Annotated in this window: 14 protein-coding genes; 1 reads left to right on the forward strand and 13 read right to left on the reverse strand. The window is 41.2% G+C overall.

Annotation, left to right across the window (positions count from 1 at the left end):
* Nucleotides 1–35: 35 nt before the first annotated feature.
* From N8O80_RS07795 to N8O80_RS07835, 9 genes are all read right to left on the reverse strand, one after another.
* On the reverse strand, nt 36–530 hold the full coding sequence (locus N8O80_RS07795; protein WP_094753651.1) for a GNAT family N-acetyltransferase: 495 nt from the start codon (nt 528–530) through the stop codon (nt 36–38).
* Entirely contained in the window at nt 527–988 is a 462-nt protein-coding gene (locus N8O80_RS07800; protein WP_094753652.1) for a GNAT family N-acetyltransferase, read from the reverse strand. Before N8O80_RS07800 ends, N8O80_RS07795 begins: the two co-directional genes overlap by 4 nt.
* Nucleotides 989–997: 9 nt before the next feature.
* Nucleotides 998–2,332, reverse strand: coding sequence for a UDP-N-acetylmuramate--L-alanine ligase (gene murC / locus N8O80_RS07805; protein ID WP_061864371.1), 1,335 nt, complete (start codon nt 2,330–2,332; stop codon nt 998–1,000).
* 10 nt (nt 2,333–2,342) lie between these two features.
* Nucleotides 2,343–2,960 carry a divisome accessory protein ZapJ gene (locus N8O80_RS07810; protein ID WP_049511006.1) on the reverse strand — a complete coding sequence of 206 codons (618 nt, stop codon included), beginning with the start codon at nt 2,958–2,960 and terminating at the stop codon, nt 2,343–2,345.
* Nucleotides 2,961–3,007: 47 nt separating this feature from the next.
* Complete coding sequence (locus N8O80_RS07815) at nt 3,008–6,106, reverse strand: pilus expression-regulating Snf2 family helicase (RefSeq protein ID WP_261027697.1); 3,099 nt, start codon at nt 6,104–6,106, stop codon at nt 3,008–3,010.
* 92 nt (nt 6,107–6,198) lie between these two features.
* Complete coding sequence (locus N8O80_RS07820) at nt 6,199–7,365, reverse strand: MalY/PatB family protein (RefSeq protein ID WP_261027698.1); 1,167 nt, start codon at nt 7,363–7,365, stop codon at nt 6,199–6,201.
* Nucleotides 7,366–7,372: 7 nt separating this feature from the next.
* Entirely contained in the window at nt 7,373–8,467 is a 1,095-nt protein-coding gene (locus N8O80_RS07825; protein ID WP_201058918.1) for a cystathionine gamma-synthase, read from the reverse strand.
* 141 nt (nt 8,468–8,608) lie between these two features.
* Complete coding sequence (locus N8O80_RS07830; protein WP_261027699.1) at nt 8,609–10,567, reverse strand: peptide ABC transporter substrate-binding protein; 1,959 nt, start codon at nt 10,565–10,567, stop codon at nt 8,609–8,611.
* A gap of 201 nt (nt 10,568–10,768) precedes the next feature.
* Complete coding sequence (locus tag N8O80_RS07835; protein ID WP_261027700.1) at nt 10,769–12,394, reverse strand: putative polysaccharide biosynthesis protein; 1,626 nt, start codon at nt 12,392–12,394, stop codon at nt 10,769–10,771.
* Nucleotides 12,395–12,499: 105 nt separating this feature from the next.
* On the opposite strand from N8O80_RS07835, the gene N8O80_RS07840 reads away from it, so the two are divergent.
* On the forward strand, nt 12,500–13,945 hold the full coding sequence (locus tag N8O80_RS07840) for a UDP-N-acetylmuramoyl-L-alanyl-D-glutamate--L-lysine ligase (RefSeq protein WP_261027701.1): 1,446 nt from the start codon (nt 12,500–12,502) through the stop codon (nt 13,943–13,945).
* Between the two features lie 46 nt (nt 13,946–13,991).
* Here the strand turns inward: N8O80_RS07840 and N8O80_RS07845 are convergent, their stop codons facing one another.
* The 4 genes from N8O80_RS07845 to N8O80_RS07860 form a co-directional block, all read right to left on the reverse strand.
* Complete coding sequence (locus tag N8O80_RS07845) at nt 13,992–14,183, reverse strand: CsbD family protein (RefSeq protein WP_020902231.1); 192 nt, start codon at nt 14,181–14,183, stop codon at nt 13,992–13,994.
* 101 nt (nt 14,184–14,284) lie between these two features.
* Nucleotides 14,285–14,935 carry a DUF1803 domain-containing protein gene (locus N8O80_RS07850; RefSeq protein WP_020902232.1) on the reverse strand — a complete coding sequence of 217 codons (651 nt, stop codon included), beginning with the start codon at nt 14,933–14,935 and terminating at the stop codon, nt 14,285–14,287.
* Nucleotides 14,919–15,431 carry a YiiX/YebB-like N1pC/P60 family cysteine hydrolase gene (locus N8O80_RS07855; protein WP_261027702.1) on the reverse strand — a complete coding sequence of 171 codons (513 nt, stop codon included), beginning with the start codon at nt 15,429–15,431 and terminating at the stop codon, nt 14,919–14,921. Before N8O80_RS07855 ends, N8O80_RS07850 begins: the two co-directional genes overlap by 17 nt.
* A gap of 86 nt (nt 15,432–15,517) precedes the next feature.
* Nucleotides 15,518–16,453, reverse strand: a complete 936-nt coding sequence (locus N8O80_RS07860; RefSeq protein WP_261027703.1) for a manganese-dependent inorganic pyrophosphatase — start codon at nt 16,451–16,453, stop codon at nt 15,518–15,520.
* Between the last annotated feature and the right edge of the window lie 12 nt (nt 16,454–16,465).

Genomic DNA, 16,465 nt, shown 5'->3' on the forward strand with positions numbered 1-16,465 from the left:
AACGAAAGAAAAGCAACCTAGCATGCTTTTCTAGCTTATTTTTTAGCGTCCCAGACCATATCATACCATGTTTCTCCTGCAAAGGTTGATTGGGACTGGCCTTCATTGACAAATCCATGTTTTTCGTAGTAGGAGATGAGATAGTCATGACAGGTTAGGTTAATACCTTCTCTTTCGTGTTCAAGAGCCAACTCTTTCAAGGCTATTAGTAATTTCTGACCAAGTCCACGGCCCTGTGCTTCCTTGGCAATAGAGAGACAGGTCACAGAGATATAGCCACCCCGTTCATGACTATAGTCTTTTATGTCTTCTGTAAAAGACTGGTCTTGCAGATAGCGGTGAGGGGCAACTGGCCCTTCTATATACCCCATGATTCTGCCCTCTTTTTCTGCAACCAGAAAGGAGGTCTGAATTTTTCGCAAATGAGCTTCAAAAACCGAGCGAGGAATGGCTTCTTCAAGTGAGAAATTTTCTAGTTCAATCTCGACAATCCGATCCAAATCTTCTAATTTTGCTTGCCTGATCTTCATTGTACCTCCAGGTAAAAAGGATTAAACCAAATCATACTATAACCCTGGCTAGCTGCATAAAGGGAAGTTTCTTCATCAATAAAACCGTTCATTTCAAAATAGGATAGCAACTCATCAGGACTCTTCAAACGAATAGCTTTGTAATCCAGCTCAATCGCCACCTCTTTCAAGGCCGCAAGAAGAAGCGTGCCCAAGCCCTGTCTCTGATGGCCAGAGTCAATGACTAAAGAATGCATTTCTAGACATTGCGGATTATGTGGCTGAGGATCGCCTAGAACATAGCCCAGAAGCTGATTTTCATCCCTAGCTAGAAGAAAGGTATCCGCACACTTACGGATACTTTCTTCTAAAATATGGGAAGGTTGCTGCTTTTCAGCTGGAAAAGATGAGGCCTGAAGTGCCTCTATCTCAGTTAAATCAGACTTACTTGCCCGAATGATTTTAATTGGAATTTCCATGAGAACTTCCTATTGAACATTGCTTGTCAGGTTAGACAAGAGACGCTCGAATGAATATTCATAGGTTTGGATATCTCCTGCTCCCATAAAGACATAGACAGCATTGTCATGGTCTAGGAGTGGAGAAACATTTTCAACAGTGATAACTTGGTGTTTCTTATTGATTTTATTGGCTAGGTCTTCTACCTTAACATCACCATGGTCTACTTCACGAGCAGATCCATAAATTTGGGCTAGATAAACAGCATCCGCTTGGTTCAAAGCGTGGGCAAATTCGTCCAACAAGGCAATGGTTCTTGTAAAAGTATGCGGTTGGAAGACTGCAACAATTTCCTTGCTTGGGTATTTCTGACGAGCCGCATCCAAGGTCGCAATAATTTCTGTTGGATGGTGAGCAAAGTCATCGATAATCACCGTGTCATTGACAATTTTCTCAGTGAAACGACGCTTAACACCAGCAAAAGTTTTCAAGTGTTCACGCACCAAGTTCAAATCAAATCCTGCTGTGTAAAGCAATCCAATAACGGCTGTCGCATTCATGATATTGTGACGACCAAAGGTTGGAATATGGAATTGCCCTAATTCTTGACCACGGAAATGAACTGTGAAGGTTGAACCAGTTGTTGAACGAAGAAGATCACTAGCAACAAAGTCATTACCTTCTGCTTCAAAACCATAATAATAAATCGGAGCATCAGACGTAATCTTACGCAATTCAGCATCTTCACCGTAGATAAACAAACCTTTGGTAATTTGTTTAGCATAGTCGTTAAAGGCATTGAAAACATCCTCTAGACTTGTGAAATAGTCTGGATGGTCAAAGTCAATGTTTGTGATAATAGAATATTCTGGGTGGTAAGGCATGAAGTGACGCTCATATTCGTCAGATTCAAAGACAAAATATTTGGCATTGGCTGAACCACGACCGGTCCCGTCTCCAATCAAGAAGCTAGTATCTGTAATGTGAGACAAGACATGAGACAACATACCCGTTGTTGAAGTTTTTCCGTGCGCTCCAGCAACTCCCATGCTAACAAAGTCGCGCATAAAGCTACCTAGGAACTCATGGTAACGTTTGTAGCTAATGCCATTTTGGTCCGCATAGGCAATTTCGACGTTGTTATCTGGACGAAAGGCATTTCCAGCGATAATTTCCATATCTCCATCTAGATTCTTTTCATCAAAAGGAAGAATAATGATTCCTGCCTGCTCAAGACCACGTTGAGTAAAGTAGTACTTTTCAACATCTGATCCCTGTACCTTATGCCCCATTTGGTGCAGCATCAAGGCTAAGGCACTCATACCTGATCCCTTAATTCCGATAAAATGATATGTCTTTGACATGTTTTCTCCCCTATTCCGTAATTCTTGTCAGATTCAACTCTTGGGCCACCTGACGTTCTTGTTCTTTTTGTTGATTCTTTTTATTGTAGATTTGGCTCTTCTTCAGAAAATCATAGTTGTTTTTCTTTGGACCTGAAGTTTCTTTTGGCTCAGATTGAGTCGAAATATTGCTCACTTCTTCCGCCAAAATGTAATGAGACTGAGTCAATTTTTGACTATATTTAACAAATTCACCAGGATTTTCCTTTTGGAAAGGCGCGGTAGGTTGATTGCCCTGTCTATCCAAACGTTGCTGAGAAGGGCGTCTTGTAGGAGTAATATCCTTAGTCAGATAACTTGCTGAGCGTTTCTTTTTCAAGTCCGCACGCGCTTCTTCACGCGCCACCTCCGCATAGCTCTTTCCTTCTTTTTTTACTCCTAAGCCAGCCTTCTTAGGTTTCTCTACTGGCTTTTCAATCGGTTTGACTGGTTTTTCTTCAGTAATAGGGGCCCACTCCAGATAATTCTTATCACGGTATTCTCCCTTGATATTACTGATAAAGTCAGATTCATCATAGAGGTCCATAACCGGCATCTCAGTCAGCATGACCTCATCATCTGACACTAATGGAAATCGTTCTTCTCTCATTTTCTATTTCCTTTCAACACTTCATTATAGCGTATTGTCTTGATTTTTCAAGTGCTGGCTTCAGAAATTCCTAAAATTTCTCTAATTTCTGCTAGGGTCAGACTGCCACGTGACTCTGTGCCGTCCAATACTTGTGACACCAGATGTTTCTTTTGTTCTTGGAGTTCCTGGATTTTTTCTTCAATGGTTCCCTTGGTCACCAAGCGATAGACCTCAACCGTTTCTTCCTGACCCATCCGATGGGCACGGCCAATAGCTTGCGCTTCCACCGCAGGATTCCACCAAAGGTCAACCAAAATAACCGTATCAGCACCTGTCAGATTCAGACCGACACCACCAGCCTTGAGGGAAATCAGAAAGGCATCTCTTTCCCCTTGGTTAAAGGCTTTAGTCATGTCTTGTCTTTCTATGGCTGGGGTTGAACCCGTAATTTTAAAGGATGTCAAGCCCAAGTCTGGCAGTTCTTGTTCAATTTTCTCCAACATTCCCTTGAACTGCGAGAAAATCAAGACACGGTGTCCGCCGTCTGCCACCTGTACCAGCAGGTCTCGGAGACTATCCAGTTTACCACTGGCACCCTGATAATCCTCCATAAAGAGGGCAGGGGTGTCACAGATTTGACGCAAGCGCATCAGACCAGACAAGATTTCCACCCGACTTCGCTGGAATTCCTGATCTGACACTTGAGCTAGACGGTCCCGCATCTGTTGCAACTGGGCTAGGTAGATAGCCTTTTGCTGGTCTTCCAGTTCATTCTTATAAACTACTTCAATCAAATCTGGCAATTCAGTTAGAACTTCTTCTTTCTTACGTCGCATAACGAAAGGCTTGATAAACTGAGCCACTCGCTCAGCTGGCAATTTCATAAATTCTTTCTTGCTTGGCAGAAGTCCTGGCATGACGATTTGGAAAATAGACCACAACTCACCCAGATGGTTTTCAATAGGAGTTCCTGAAAGAGCAAAAACTGACGGCACCACAAATTGTCTCAAGGTCTGGGCAATCTTGGTTTGGGCATTTTTCATAACCTGAGCTTCATCTAAGAAAAGGAAGTCAAAGACCATCCCCTGATAAAGCTCACTGTCCTGACGGAAGGTGGCATAGCTCGTCACATAGATTTGATGGCTCTCGGCAAGAATCTCCTCACGACTAGCTTTCAAACCATGAACAACAACCACATCCAACTGTGGAGCAAATTTCTGAAATTCATCTGCCCAGTTGTAAATCAAACCCGACGGAGCTAAAATCAAAACCCGACTTTCTTTTGTCACTTGACTGGTCAAAAAAGCAATGGTCTGAAGGGTTTTCCCCAATCCCATATCATCAGCCAAAATCCCACCAAAACCATAATGATGGAGCATTTGCAGCCAGCCAATTCCCTTTTCCTGATAATCTCGTAAATCAGCCTGAACCTGAGTTGCTTGCAAAGGAAAGTCCTCTGGATGCGTCAAATCCTGGGCCAGATTCTGGAATTCTTGTGAAAAAGAAACACGATCTCGTCCTTCAAAGAGATGGGCTAAACTATAAGCCAAAGATTTTCGAGCCTGCAAGGCCCCATCTTTTAATTCAAACTGCCCCAGTTCCTGTAGATTTTGGCGAATTTTCTTGGTTTCTTCATCGAAAAAGTAGACTTGATTGGACGCACCAATGTAAAAATCTTGATTGGCAACCAAGGCCTGCATGGCTTGGTCAATTTCCTCTTGGGCAATATCTTGAAAATCAAACTGGATTTCCAAGAGACCTCCCTTGGAAGCAATCTGCACTTGAGGGCTTGCTAGGCTATAAATTTCTTCTAGCTTGTCTGATAGATCAACATTCCCGAGTTTTTCAAAAACTGGAATGATGTCATGGAAGAAATGATAAACAGACTCGGCTTTTAAGGCCTGACGCCAAGATTGAAAGTCTGCTTCAAATCCAGCTGCCAAACAGACTTGGAAAACTCTTTCTTCTAAGTCAGCATCACTCGAAAAAGGTAATTCTTCTAGCTCTTGTCGGCTAGATACCTTCCTGTCTCCATAATCAAACTGAATTTCTAAACGAATCCGATTGTCTTCTTCCCTATCAAAGTAAAAAGAGGGTTCAAAAGTTTTGATATGTAGACGTTCTGGAGCTGAAACGGTCCCCATCTGGCTAAAAAGAGTTAAACAGGAAGCCAATTTATCGCGGTCACTGCTATCAAATTGCAAGTATTTCTTTCCATGCTGATCCAAAGGCAACGCTTTGATTTCCTTGAGAAGACGTATCTGCTGGTCTGTTAGAAAATAAACCTGTCCTTTATGGAAAAGTACGGCTCCCTGATAAAAGACATTGACTCTAGGACTCTCACTGATTTCCATTTCAAAATAATCCGAGTATTCTTTTACTATAAAGGCAAATAGATTAGCACCCGCATGCAAATCCTGAAAAATCAGGGTTTGGTAGCTATCTACTTGATGGTCAAATTGAAAATGCGGCAAGGTCATCAGTAAATTCACACCCTGCTCAAAAAAGGTCAGAGGAAAAAAGAGGTGCCGACCTTGGTTTTGGAAAAAAAGCTCTGGACTAAGTCCTTCCTCCATTAGTCCGCGTAAGAAAGTCAGAAGTTCTTGGCTGGCCTCATCAAAGGATTCCCAAGAAAGAGACTCCTCATAAATTTTGCCAATCATATAAGGTTTTCTCTTCTCGACAACTTTTAAAAAGAGCGGAATATCCCGAATGACATAGTATTTTTGGCTATTGATTTGCCCGATTCTCAGAGTCCACAAGATACGATTGCTTCCTGCTTCCACTTGTCCCACAGCCGACAACTCATAGGCGCGTTCTGATTTTGGAGACAAGATTCGGTCCAAAAATTTACCACCCAAGGTCACCTTGGTTTCAACGGCTTCTTTTTCTTCATGACCTTCTTCCAGACTCTGCAAGATTTCCTGACCACGCTCATCATTTTTTAAAAAATGCTCTAGCGCCGCCAAATGCACACAGTAGCCCCTCTTTTGGAAAAAATCGCAAGCACAAAAAACCAAATCATCCTCTAAACTATAGCGCAGTTCTTCTTCTGCAACACGAGCATAGAGGCGATTGTTCTTTTCCTTGATGATGTCAACCTTACCAGTTTCATAAAGGGCAACGCCTTCGATACGGACTTTCCCCGGAATCAATTTAGCCATATTTTTACCTTTACCTTATCTTTTTATTATACCATATTTTCCCCTATGAAAATAGCCTTCCAAGAAGACTTTTCTCCTAGAAGGCTGGATTTTTAAAGTTTGGCAAAAGTCGTCACAATCCGCTGACACACTTCTTGCAGTAGAGATTTAGGCATAGCTACATTGAGGCGGGCATGGAGACTTCCTTCCTCTCCAAAATCCAAACCAGGGTTGAGGATAACCTTGGCTTCATTTCTCAAAAGCTCTTGTAATTTTTCATCAGTCAGGTCATAGGCTGAAAAATCAAGCCAAATCAAGTAGGTTCCTTGCGGTTTCATGACCTTGATGTTGGTCTCTTTTCCAAATAAATCCGCCACATAATTGATGTGGTCTTCAAAAACCTGCTTGAGTTCCTCTAACCAATCCTTTCCATAGCGATAAGCAGCTTCTGTCGCCAAATAGCCCAAGCCTGAAATTTCATGCTGATTATTGGCCAACTGGCGTTTCTGGTAAGCCAGTCTCAACTTAGGATTTTCAATGACTGCATAGGAATTTTTTGTTCCAGCGATGTTAAAAGTTTTAGTAGCACTGCTTAAGACGATAGCAAATTCTTTAAAGGCAGGATTAATGGTATTGAAAGAATGGTGTTTGTGACCAAAGAGGGCCAAATCTTGGTGAATCTCATCTGAAACCAAGAAAACACTATGTTTTTGACAGAGCTGGCCAATCTTCTCCAACACTTCCTTTTCCCACACACGTCCACCAGGATTATGAGGGTTGCAGAGGATATAGAGTTTCACATCCTCTTCTACCAAATCCTTCTCCAATTGGTCAAAGTCAATCTCAAACAGACCATCCTTTTCCACCAAAGAATTGGTAATCAATCTGCGGTTATTCAACTTGACACTGCGAGCAAAAGGTGGGTAAACTGGTGTGTTAATCAGAACTGCCTCGCCTTCTTTTGTAAAGGCTTGAATAGCTGTTGAGATGGCTGGTACCACACCCTCGATAAAGACAAGAGCTTCTTTGTCAAAGTGATACCCATGTTGTGTAGCTTCCCACTTTTGAACTTCCTTAATTAACTCTTCACTGGCATAGGTATAACCATAAACCAGTTGATCAGCGTAAGTTTGCACGGCTTGACGGATTTCAGGCAAGACTACAAAGTCCATATCCGCTATCCAAGCTGGTAGGACTTCACTATCCGTTTCTGCTTCTTTCCATTTATAGGTATGGTGCCCTAAACGATTAGGCAGACTTGTAAAATCATATTTTCCCATCTTAGTCTTATCCTTCCAAGGCTTGGCGCAAATCTGCAATCAAATCTCTAGCATCCTCAATCCCAATTGACAAGCGCAAGAGGTCATCTGTCAAACCATAAGAATGGCGCACTTCTGCTGGAATATCAGCGTGAGTTTGCGTCGTTGGATAAGTAATGAGACTTTCTACCCCACCTAAACTTTCCGCAAAAGAGAAGACCTTGAGACTGTTCAAAATATGTGGAATGCGTGTTTCATCGGCTACTTTAAAGGAAATCATGCCTCCACGACCAGTGTAGAGAACTTCCTTAACTGCTGGAGAATCCTTCAAAAAGGCAACCACTTCTTGGGCGTTAGCTGTTGAGCGCTCCATACGAAGAGACAAGGTCTTGAGACCACGAATCAATTGATAACTGTCAAATGGAGACAAGACTGCCCCTGTCGTATTAAGATTGTAAAAGAGCTTCTCGTATAGTTCTAAACTATTGGTCACAACCACTCCAGCCAAGACATCATTGTGACCTGCTAGATACTTGGTTGCTGAATGAAGAACGATATCCGCTCCATCTTCAATCGGACGTTGGTAGATAGGGCTGTAGAAGGTATTGTCTACCACCACTTTGGCACCCTTAGCATGAGCCAATTTGGCTAGTTTTTCGATATCAAATTCCAACATCAAGGGATTGGTTGGGGTTTCGATATAGAGAACATCCACGTCCTTTTCTAACTCGGCAATCAACTCTTCTTCTGTATTGGCATAGGTAAAATGGAAACGGCCTTCCTGCTCCACTTGGTTGAACCAGCGGAAAGAACCACCATAAAGGTCACGGACAGCCAAGACCTTACTTCCTACTGGAAAGACGCTAAAGGCCAGTACAATAGCTGACATACCTGAGCTAGTCGCTAGGGCATAGTCTGCGGACTCAATAGCCGCCAAGACTTCTTCCGCCTTACTGCGAGTTGGGTTTTTGGTGCGCGTATAGTCAAATCCAGTAGACTGACCAAACTCTGGGTGCTGATAAGTCGTCGAAAAATGAATCGGTGTCACCAAAGCTCCTGTCGCTTCATCTGACTTGATACCCGCCTGGGCCAAAATTGTGTTAATGTGTAATTCCTTGCTCATACAATACCTCCAAATCTATAGTAACTATTGTACCACTTATTTTCATCAACTCATTTTCTTCTTTTCAAGAGCTAGTTATAGTTTCAAACTATATAAAAAACGACAGCTTCTTTCGAAACCATCGTTTTTCTTGAAAAATCCTTATTTGACGTGTTTTGCCAATTCTTCTTGGGCTTTTTTATTGGATTCTTCTTTTTCTTTCAGCCATTTTTCTTTGGCTTTTTCATATTCTTCTTTTGTGACTGTCTTATCTTGTACTTTGAGGTATTTATATGATTCAATACCTTTATTACCAGCTAATGAATATGGTTCTGAGAAAGGAACTGTTTTTCTCAATACTGGTGTTCCACCCTTAGACACATTTGGAATTGCTAAAGCACTATCTACCAACCACGCTTGGATATCAGCATACTTGTCATAGCGTTTTGCAAGATCTTGTTCCTTATTAGCTTCTTCCAACATTTGAGTGTAGACATCTAGTCCAACAGCCTTGGCCTTGTCATTGACTTCACCTGGCTCTAAACCTAGATTTTGCATCAAACCACCAGAATTAACATTAAAGACATCAAGATAGGTTGAAGGATCTTGGTAATCAGGACCCCAACCACCGTTGTAAAGATCATAATCCTTCTGAGCTGCTGTCTGAGCCAAATAGCTTGTATTGTCATAATCTTCAGTAGTGAGTTGTTGAATATCAATTACAACATTTTCTGAACCTAAAGCTGCCTCAATAGATTGCTTCATAGAGTTTGCCTCTTGGACACCCTTTTTAGCAGCTTGGTCAACAGTCATGTCCAAGTGGATAGGGAATTGAACTCCTTTAGCTTGGAGTTCTTTCTTAGCCTCTGCAAATTTAGCCTTGGCTTTTTCAGCATTGTAGTATGGATCTTGGGCATCCGCAAAGTTGATTCCTTGCCATTCCTTACCATAATTCACCATCTTAGAGGCTACTACTTCACCAAAGTCTTTTCCGTTGATACTTACAAAGTTTGGAGGAACAACCAAGTTACGCAAAATCTTAGTTGCACCATCTTCTCCTTGAGATTGAGCCCCGTAAGCTGTACGATCATATGCAAAGTTGATGGCTTGACGGAAGTTTTTGTTAAGAACCGCTTCTTGAGTCGATTTCTTCTCAGCATCACTTGTTTTTGAAGTGAATTTATAAGATTTTCTATCTAGGTTAAAGTTTAAGAAGTAAGAAGTAGCATCTTGCAAGCTATAGATGATATTGTCCTTATTCTTTTCTTTAATTCCTTCAAAACTTGAACTATTTGGATAGAGACGAGCATAGCTATAAGCTCCCTCAACAAAGTTACGAGCCAGTGCATCTTGGTCACTACCATCATAATAGGCCAATTTCACATCATCTACAAAGACATTTTTAGCATCCCAGTAGTTAGGATTTTTCTTGAATTCAATAACCGATTTTGAAACAAAGGATTTCATCAAGAAAGGTCCATTGTACAAAATACTAGATGGGTCTACCTTCCCAAAATCATCCCCTTTTGATTTCAAGAAATCTGCATTGACTGGGAAGAGAATGGTTGATGTTGTTTTTGAGTTCCAGTAAGATTCTGGTCGTGTCAAGGTATATTGAACCGTTTGGTCATCAAGAGCCTTGACTCCGACAGTTGAAAAGTCTGTTGTTTTACCAGTGATATAGTCATCCAAACCAGCGACGGATTCTTGTACTAAGTACAAGGCTTCTGATTTTTTATCAGCTGCATATTTCAAACCAGTTACAAAATCTTGGGCAGTTACAGGAGCATATTCATCTCCATCTGCAGTATACCATTTAGCATCTTTACGCAGTTTGTAGGTATAGGTCAAACCGTCCTTAGAAACACTCCAATCCTCTGCCAAGGATGGAATATAGTTTCCATACTGGTCATTTTCCATGAGCCCATCTACCAAATTAACCACGATATCATTAGTTGTCGCACGGTTTTCTGCTAGATAATTCAAACTAGACGGATCACTAACATAAACATAGTTATATGTTTTTGACGCTGTGCTGGAATTTCCACACGCGCTTAATAAAATACCTGCACTTAATACGACACCTGCAAGCGTTGCATACTTGGCTTTAGACTTTTTCATCTTCAGAACCTCCTGATTTAAATATTTGTCTTATTATACAACTTGAGTTTTATTTAGTCAATAGATTTTTAAGTAAAATTTAAGAAAAATTAAATTACCATCTACAAACTTTAGTTATCATTCTACAAAATAATAAAAAAGAGAATAATTTAAGCATTCCATGATAGAAATGTTCAAATTATCCCTTTTATTTATAAAAAATTATTGAGAAATTCTTAATTTTGCTCGTAAGCGATTAGCTTGGGCTTGTCCAATCACCTTATCCAATAGACGGGTACGAAGACTCAAGAATCCGTAAACTCCTCCCCCCATGGCACCGACAAGAGCTACGTATAGGAAACTCCACAAACGTCCACTTGGTTGGAAAACAAATCCTAAAATCCACTGCATTGTTCCTACTACAAGAAACATGAAAAGAGTTAACAAACTGATTAAAATGGTTCGCTTCAAAATCACCTTGCGCTTAACACCAGTTACCTTACAAATATCCCGATACATCAAAACATTAGGAATAATGAGTCCGATGGTTGTTGAAATCAAAGGTCCATAACTGTGGAAGAGAGCGATGGTTGGAAGTTGCAAGACCAGCTTGGCAATGGAACCATAGATAAAATAGAGAACTGCCTTGCGATTTCGGAACATAGCTTGAAGCATTGGAGACAAGACCATATACAAGCCTAAAATAGTAGACTGCAAAACTGCAAAGACAAATAAGCCCATGGCCAAACTATCTGGCTTGCCATAGAAGACAGTATAGAGAGGTTCTCCTACCATGACCACTCCAACCGTTGCTGGTAGCAAGAATAGGAAAAGCATGGTAATGCTGTCCTGAACTAGACGAGAAGCCGCCTTCAAGTCCCCCTTGATATAGTTTTCAGTCAAAAGTGGCAAGCCGACACTCCCAATCGAAACCCCAACAGAAATCAAAATCATAGTGATTTTATTAGGATTGGCAGAGAAATAAGAAAACATGACAATTAAGTCTTCATTACTATAGTTGGTAAACCACTTCATGCTATTGATAAAGGTATTTTGGTCCAAGATTTGGAAAAGCTGGATGGCAGACCCTGTCAGGATAAAAGGAATGGCTTCCTTAATGGTATCGACCAAAAGACGCTTGCTGTTTATCTTGTCTCCTGTTTCAAGGACTCTTTTAAGTAATCCTTCTTTGGCAAGGAAATAGATCAAAACTGCAAAACTAGCTACCATGCCGACAAAGGCAGCAAAGGTGGATTGGGTAACCGCTGCTAGATAATCTCCTGAACCAATCTTCATAATCATAAAGGTTGCTAAGAGCATCCAGATAACACGAATGACCTGCTCAGCGATTTGGCTCATAGCATAGGGTTTCAGGTTATTCATTCCTTGGAAGAAACCTCGGATAACACTCATAGATGGGAAAATCAAGACCGCCCAAGCCAAGCTCTGCATGATTGGGATCAAGTCTTTGCCCACGCCAGATAAGTCTGCTAGCCAAGGAGCAAAGACATACAAGACTAAAGCAAAAACAAGACCTAGTCCAGTCATAAAGCCCAAAAAGCTCCGAATCAGGGCAAAGCTATGCTCTTCTTCTCGCATGGTATTATACTTGGCAACTTGCTTGGCCACCGCAACTGGAATACCCGCTGTTGAAATCAGCAAGAACCAGGCATAGATATTGTAGCCCATGGTAAAGAGACCATTTGCTGTAGCCGCATAAGACCCCATCCAGATATACCAAGGGATGATATAAATGGCACCGAGTAGACGACTGATAAAGTTACTAGCCGTTAGCCAAGCAGTCCCCCGTAACATCTGGGCCTGCTGGTGATTGTTTTCGTTAGACATAGATTCCTCATTTAATTTTAATCACTAGGAAAAATTCCTCATCTTCCATTATAAACTTTTCCTTGTCACTTGTAAATTTACGACTTTCGGTTTACAATAGAAAGTATGATTAAGATTGAAACCGTATTAGATATTTTAAAGAAAGATGGTCTCTTCCGTGAGATTATCGACCAAGGACACTATCACTACAACTACAGCCATGTCGTATTTGATACCATCTGCTATGACAGCCGTAAAGCCAAAGAGAAGAGCCTCTTTTTCGTCAAGGGCGCTGCCTTTAAGAAGGAATTTCTGATGTCAGCCATCTCTCATGGCCTCGGTTGGTATGTGGCTGAAGAAGACTATGAAGTTGGTATTCCTGCCATTATCGTCAGTGATATCAAGAAAGCCATGAGTTTGGTAGCTATGGAGTTTTATGGCAATCCACAGGAAAAACTTAAACTCCTTGCCTTTACTGGAACCAAGGGTAAGACAACAGCAGCCTATTTCGCTTATAATATCTTATCTCAAGGGCATCGACCGGCTATGCTCTCGACTATGAACACAACTCTAGATGGCAAGACTTTCTTTAAGTCTGCATTGACAACCCCTGAGAGCATTGACCTCTTTGACATGATGAATCAAGCTGTGCAAAATGACCGTACTCACCTCATCATGGAAGTATCCAGTCAGGCCTATCTGGTCAAACGTGTCTATGGCCTCACCTTTGATGTGGGAGTTTTCCTCAATATCAGCCCAGACCATATCGGACCGATTGAACACCCTAGCTTCGAAGACTACTTCTACAACAAACGTCTCTTAATGAAAAATAGCCGAGCAGTCATCATTAACAGTGACATGGACCATTTTTCTGTCTTAAAGGAACAAGTGGCAGACCAAGACCATGATTTCTATGGTAGTCAGTCTGATAACCAAATCGAAAATTCCAAAGCATTTAGTTTTTCAGCTACGGGTAAACTCGCTGGAGATTATGATATCCAACTAATTGGACACTTCAACCAAGAAAATGCAGTTGCTGCTGGACTTGCCTGTCTCCGTCTCGGAGCTAGTCTTGAGGACATCAAAAAAGGAATCTCTGCAACCCGTGTTCCTGGTCGTATGGAAGTCCTGACTCAGAAAAATGGTGCCAAGGTCTTTATAGACTACGCCCACAATGGTGACAGTCTCAAAAAACTAATCAATGTTGTTGAAACTCATCAAACTGGAAAGATTGCTCTGGTTCTCGGTTCGACAGGAAACAAGGGAGAAAGCCGTCGTAAGGACTTTGGCCTCCTCCTTAATCAACACCCTGAGATTCAAGTTTTTCTGACTGCTGATGACCCTAACTATGAAGACCCAATGGCCATTGCGGATGAAATTAGTAGCTACATCAATCATCCTGTTGAAAAAATTGCGGATCGCCAAGAAGCCATCAGGGCAGCCATGGCTATCACAAATCAGGAATTAGATGCTGTCATTATCGCTGGTAAGGGAGCCGATTGCTACCAAATCGTTCAAGGCAAGAAAGAAGCCTATCCAGGAGATGCAGCCGTCGCAGAAAATTATTTATAAGATAGTAAAAAATCAAGGGAAATGAAACCCTTGATTTTTTCTATTTTTATTTAAAAGCGTTTTTCAAACCCTCAACGGCACCTTCTACAGCACCTTTAGCATCTTCAACTACTTCTTTTGCCTTAGCAACTGTCTTGTCTACAGCGCCTTCTGCTTCAGTCTTGCTATCCCCAGTAACTTTACCAAATCCTTCTTTGATAGCGCCTGTTGCTTGTTCCAATTTGTTTTCAAGTGACATATAATTGTCTCCTTTAATTTTATTCCGATATGTGTTACCGGTTACATATAGTTTATACGGAATGCTAAGGAAAGTCAAACAATGTGCTCAGAGACAAGAAATCAGCCCAAGTAAAAAGTTAATCTTTCCTTATCAAATCTGACAGTCAACTCATACTTTCCATCTTCATTTTGGACAATATATCCTAAGAAAACTAAACTGTCCACAAAAATATCACGGCGTCTCTGGATCAATTGATCTTTTTTGAGAAATTTTAGCAAAAAAGTTGTCATGTATTTAAGAGCATACTCAGGATTTACATCTCCTAAAATGGCATAGAGTTCCTGCTGTTTTTCTGTCAAAGGATACTGATGTTTGACCTTGTAGAAATAATTGGACAGAGTCATTTTTGATCTCGCAAAGTCCGTCTGTTCAACTAAAATAGCTGCATTGGTTTGATTGCGCAATTCCGTCTCAAAAGTCTGCTCCAACAAGGCTTGATAGATCAGACTATCTTCGCTGACAAAAATCTCTTGATCCAGTTCTAGATTATCGAGTGACTCAAGCATAGGGAGATTGAGGTAATAGCGCTTATTTTCCCGACGAATCAAGCCAGCCTTTATATACTCTTCCATGAGTTTATCAACTGCTATATCTGGAAATTGGGCCTTGATTTCCCGTAAAATCACATCCTCACGCTGGTCCAGATAGCGAATCAATTCTCCAAAAAACGGCTGTCTCGTCAAACGAGATGGATTAAAAATCTGAATCATGAAGATTCCTTTCTTTACATTCTAACAGAGGCGATGCTGCTAACTGACTAGGATTAGTCCCAGCTTGGTTCAAAGGAACAGGCAGACCTAGTTCTCTATAATACTCTCTCCAAAAATCACTAATGTCCTGCTTCCCATCTCCAAATTTCATAGGAATAGTTTCAAAAATGGGGAGAATTTCTACCATATACTGGGAACAGTAGAAACCAGTTCCATCTGGATAGAAAGAAGCATTATAAGAAGCTCCCAGATGTCTACAAGCTCTTTCCTTCACAGATTGGATATCCATTTCTGGGTAAACATAGAGATCGTACAAATGATTGGACTCAAAGAAGTCTGCCGGTTCTTGACAGACAACACCAGCCTGTCCACTAGCGTGGTAAATCATCCCATCCAAATAAATCGCAACATGGTTATAGTCGCCTGTGGAAGTCTGGATGGCCTGCCCCATATCTGACTCATCTCTCACAAAAATCAAATCGCCATTTTCTAACATGCTTCACTCCTAGAAAAAAAGGAGCCGAAACTCCTTTCGATATAAGTCAAACTAGCCTTTCCTAATTTGAATTAACACTCAAAATCTTAAGCATTAAAGCTTTCAGTCAATTGAGGTACCACTTGTTTCTTACGTGAAACGGCACCAGCAAGGAAGGCATGATTGTTTTCAAGTTTGAAGTTGAAAGCCGCTTCAACCTTGTCCATGTTAGCACCAAGTGCTAGGATTTCTGAGTTTGAGTTGACGATATCTGTAATCATCAATACAAAGTCAGAATAACCATTTGTTGCGTTGGCAGCTTGCATTGCAGCTTCAATTTCTGCTTGACGTTCTAAAACTTCAGCGATGTCCACTGTGTTTACTTGAGCAACACGGACATTGTTTCCATTCAATTCAAAAGTTTTAGCATCGATGTCAATCAATTCGTCAGCAGATTTGCTTGCTAAGTTTGTACCAGCTTTCAACATAGCCAAACCATATTCTTCCAAGTTCACACCAGCTAATTCAGCCAATTCAGGAGCAATAACTTTATCTGTTGGGTGTGTTGTTGGTGATTTCAAAAGAAGGGTATCTGAAATCAAACCTGAAAGCATCAAACCAGCAATCTCTTTAGGCACAGCTACACCATGTTCTTTGAACATACGGTAAACGATTGAAGACGCTGAACCAACTGGCTCCAAACGCATGTATAGTGGGCTTGCAGTTTCAAAGTTAGCCACACGGTGGTGATCCACAACACCATAAACTTCTACTTCAGCGATATCTGATACAGATTGTTGGAATTCATTGTGGTCAGTCAGGATAACTTGCTCTGCTCCTTCTGCTTTAGCAGAAGTAATAACACGCGGTGCTTCCACACCAAAATAGTTCAAGACAAAGGCTGTTTCTTCATTTGGAGTTCCAAGGGCAACAGCTTCCGTATCCAAACCATAAGCTTCTTTTGCAAGGTAGGCAAAGGCTACAGATGACCCGATGGCATCTGAGTCTGGATTTTGGTGACCAAATACTAGAATCTTAGACATGATAATACCTCA

It is taken from the genome of Streptococcus mitis, assembly GCF_946190155.1.
In the GTDB taxonomy this organism is placed as follows: Bacteria; Bacillota; Bacilli; order Lactobacillales; family Streptococcaceae; genus Streptococcus; species Streptococcus mitis_CL.

Bases quoted from the DNA above. Each gene is read 5' to 3' on its own strand.
- murC (WP_061864371.1), bottom strand. From the start codon at position 2,332: ATGTCAAAGACATATCATTTTATCGGAATTAAGGGATCAGGTATGAGT.
- N8O80_RS07835 (WP_261027700.1), bottom strand. From the start codon at position 12,394: ATGTCTAACGAAAACAATCACCAGCAGGCCCAGATGTTACGGGGGACT.
- N8O80_RS07815 (WP_261027697.1), bottom strand. From the start codon at position 6,106: ATGGCTAAATTGATTCCGGGGAAAGTCCGTATCGAAGGCGTTGCCCTT.
- N8O80_RS07860 (WP_261027703.1), bottom strand. From the start codon at position 16,453: ATGTCTAAGATTCTAGTATTTGGTCACCAAAATCCAGACTCAGATGCC.
- N8O80_RS07825 (WP_201058918.1), bottom strand. From the start codon at position 8,467: ATGAGCAAGGAATTACACATTAACACAATTTTGGCCCAGGCGGGTATC.
- N8O80_RS07820 (WP_261027698.1), bottom strand. From the start codon at position 7,365: ATGGGAAAATATGATTTTACAAGTCTGCCTAATCGTTTAGGGCACCAT.
- N8O80_RS07795 (WP_094753651.1), bottom strand. From the start codon at position 530: ATGAAGATCAGGCAAGCAAAATTAGAAGATTTGGATCGGATTGTCGAG.
- N8O80_RS07830 (WP_261027699.1), bottom strand. From the start codon at position 10,567: ATGAAAAAGTCTAAAGCCAAGTATGCAACGCTTGCAGGTGTCGTATTA.
- N8O80_RS07840 (WP_261027701.1), top strand. From the start codon at position 12,500: ATGATTAAGATTGAAACCGTATTAGATATTTTAAAGAAAGATGGTCTC.
- N8O80_RS07855 (WP_261027702.1), bottom strand. From the start codon at position 15,431: ATGTTAGAAAATGGCGATTTGATTTTTGTGAGAGATGAGTCAGATATG.
- N8O80_RS07800 (WP_094753652.1), bottom strand. From the start codon at position 988: ATGGAAATTCCAATTAAAATCATTCGGGCAAGTAAGTCTGATTTAACT.
- N8O80_RS07810 (WP_049511006.1), bottom strand. From the start codon at position 2,960: ATGAGAGAAGAACGATTTCCATTAGTGTCAGATGATGAGGTCATGCTG.
- N8O80_RS07845 (WP_020902231.1), bottom strand. From the start codon at position 14,183: ATGTCACTTGAAAACAAATTGGAACAAGCAACAGGCGCTATCAAAGAA.
- N8O80_RS07850 (WP_020902232.1), bottom strand. From the start codon at position 14,935: ATGATTCAGATTTTTAATCCATCTCGTTTGACGAGACAGCCGTTTTTT.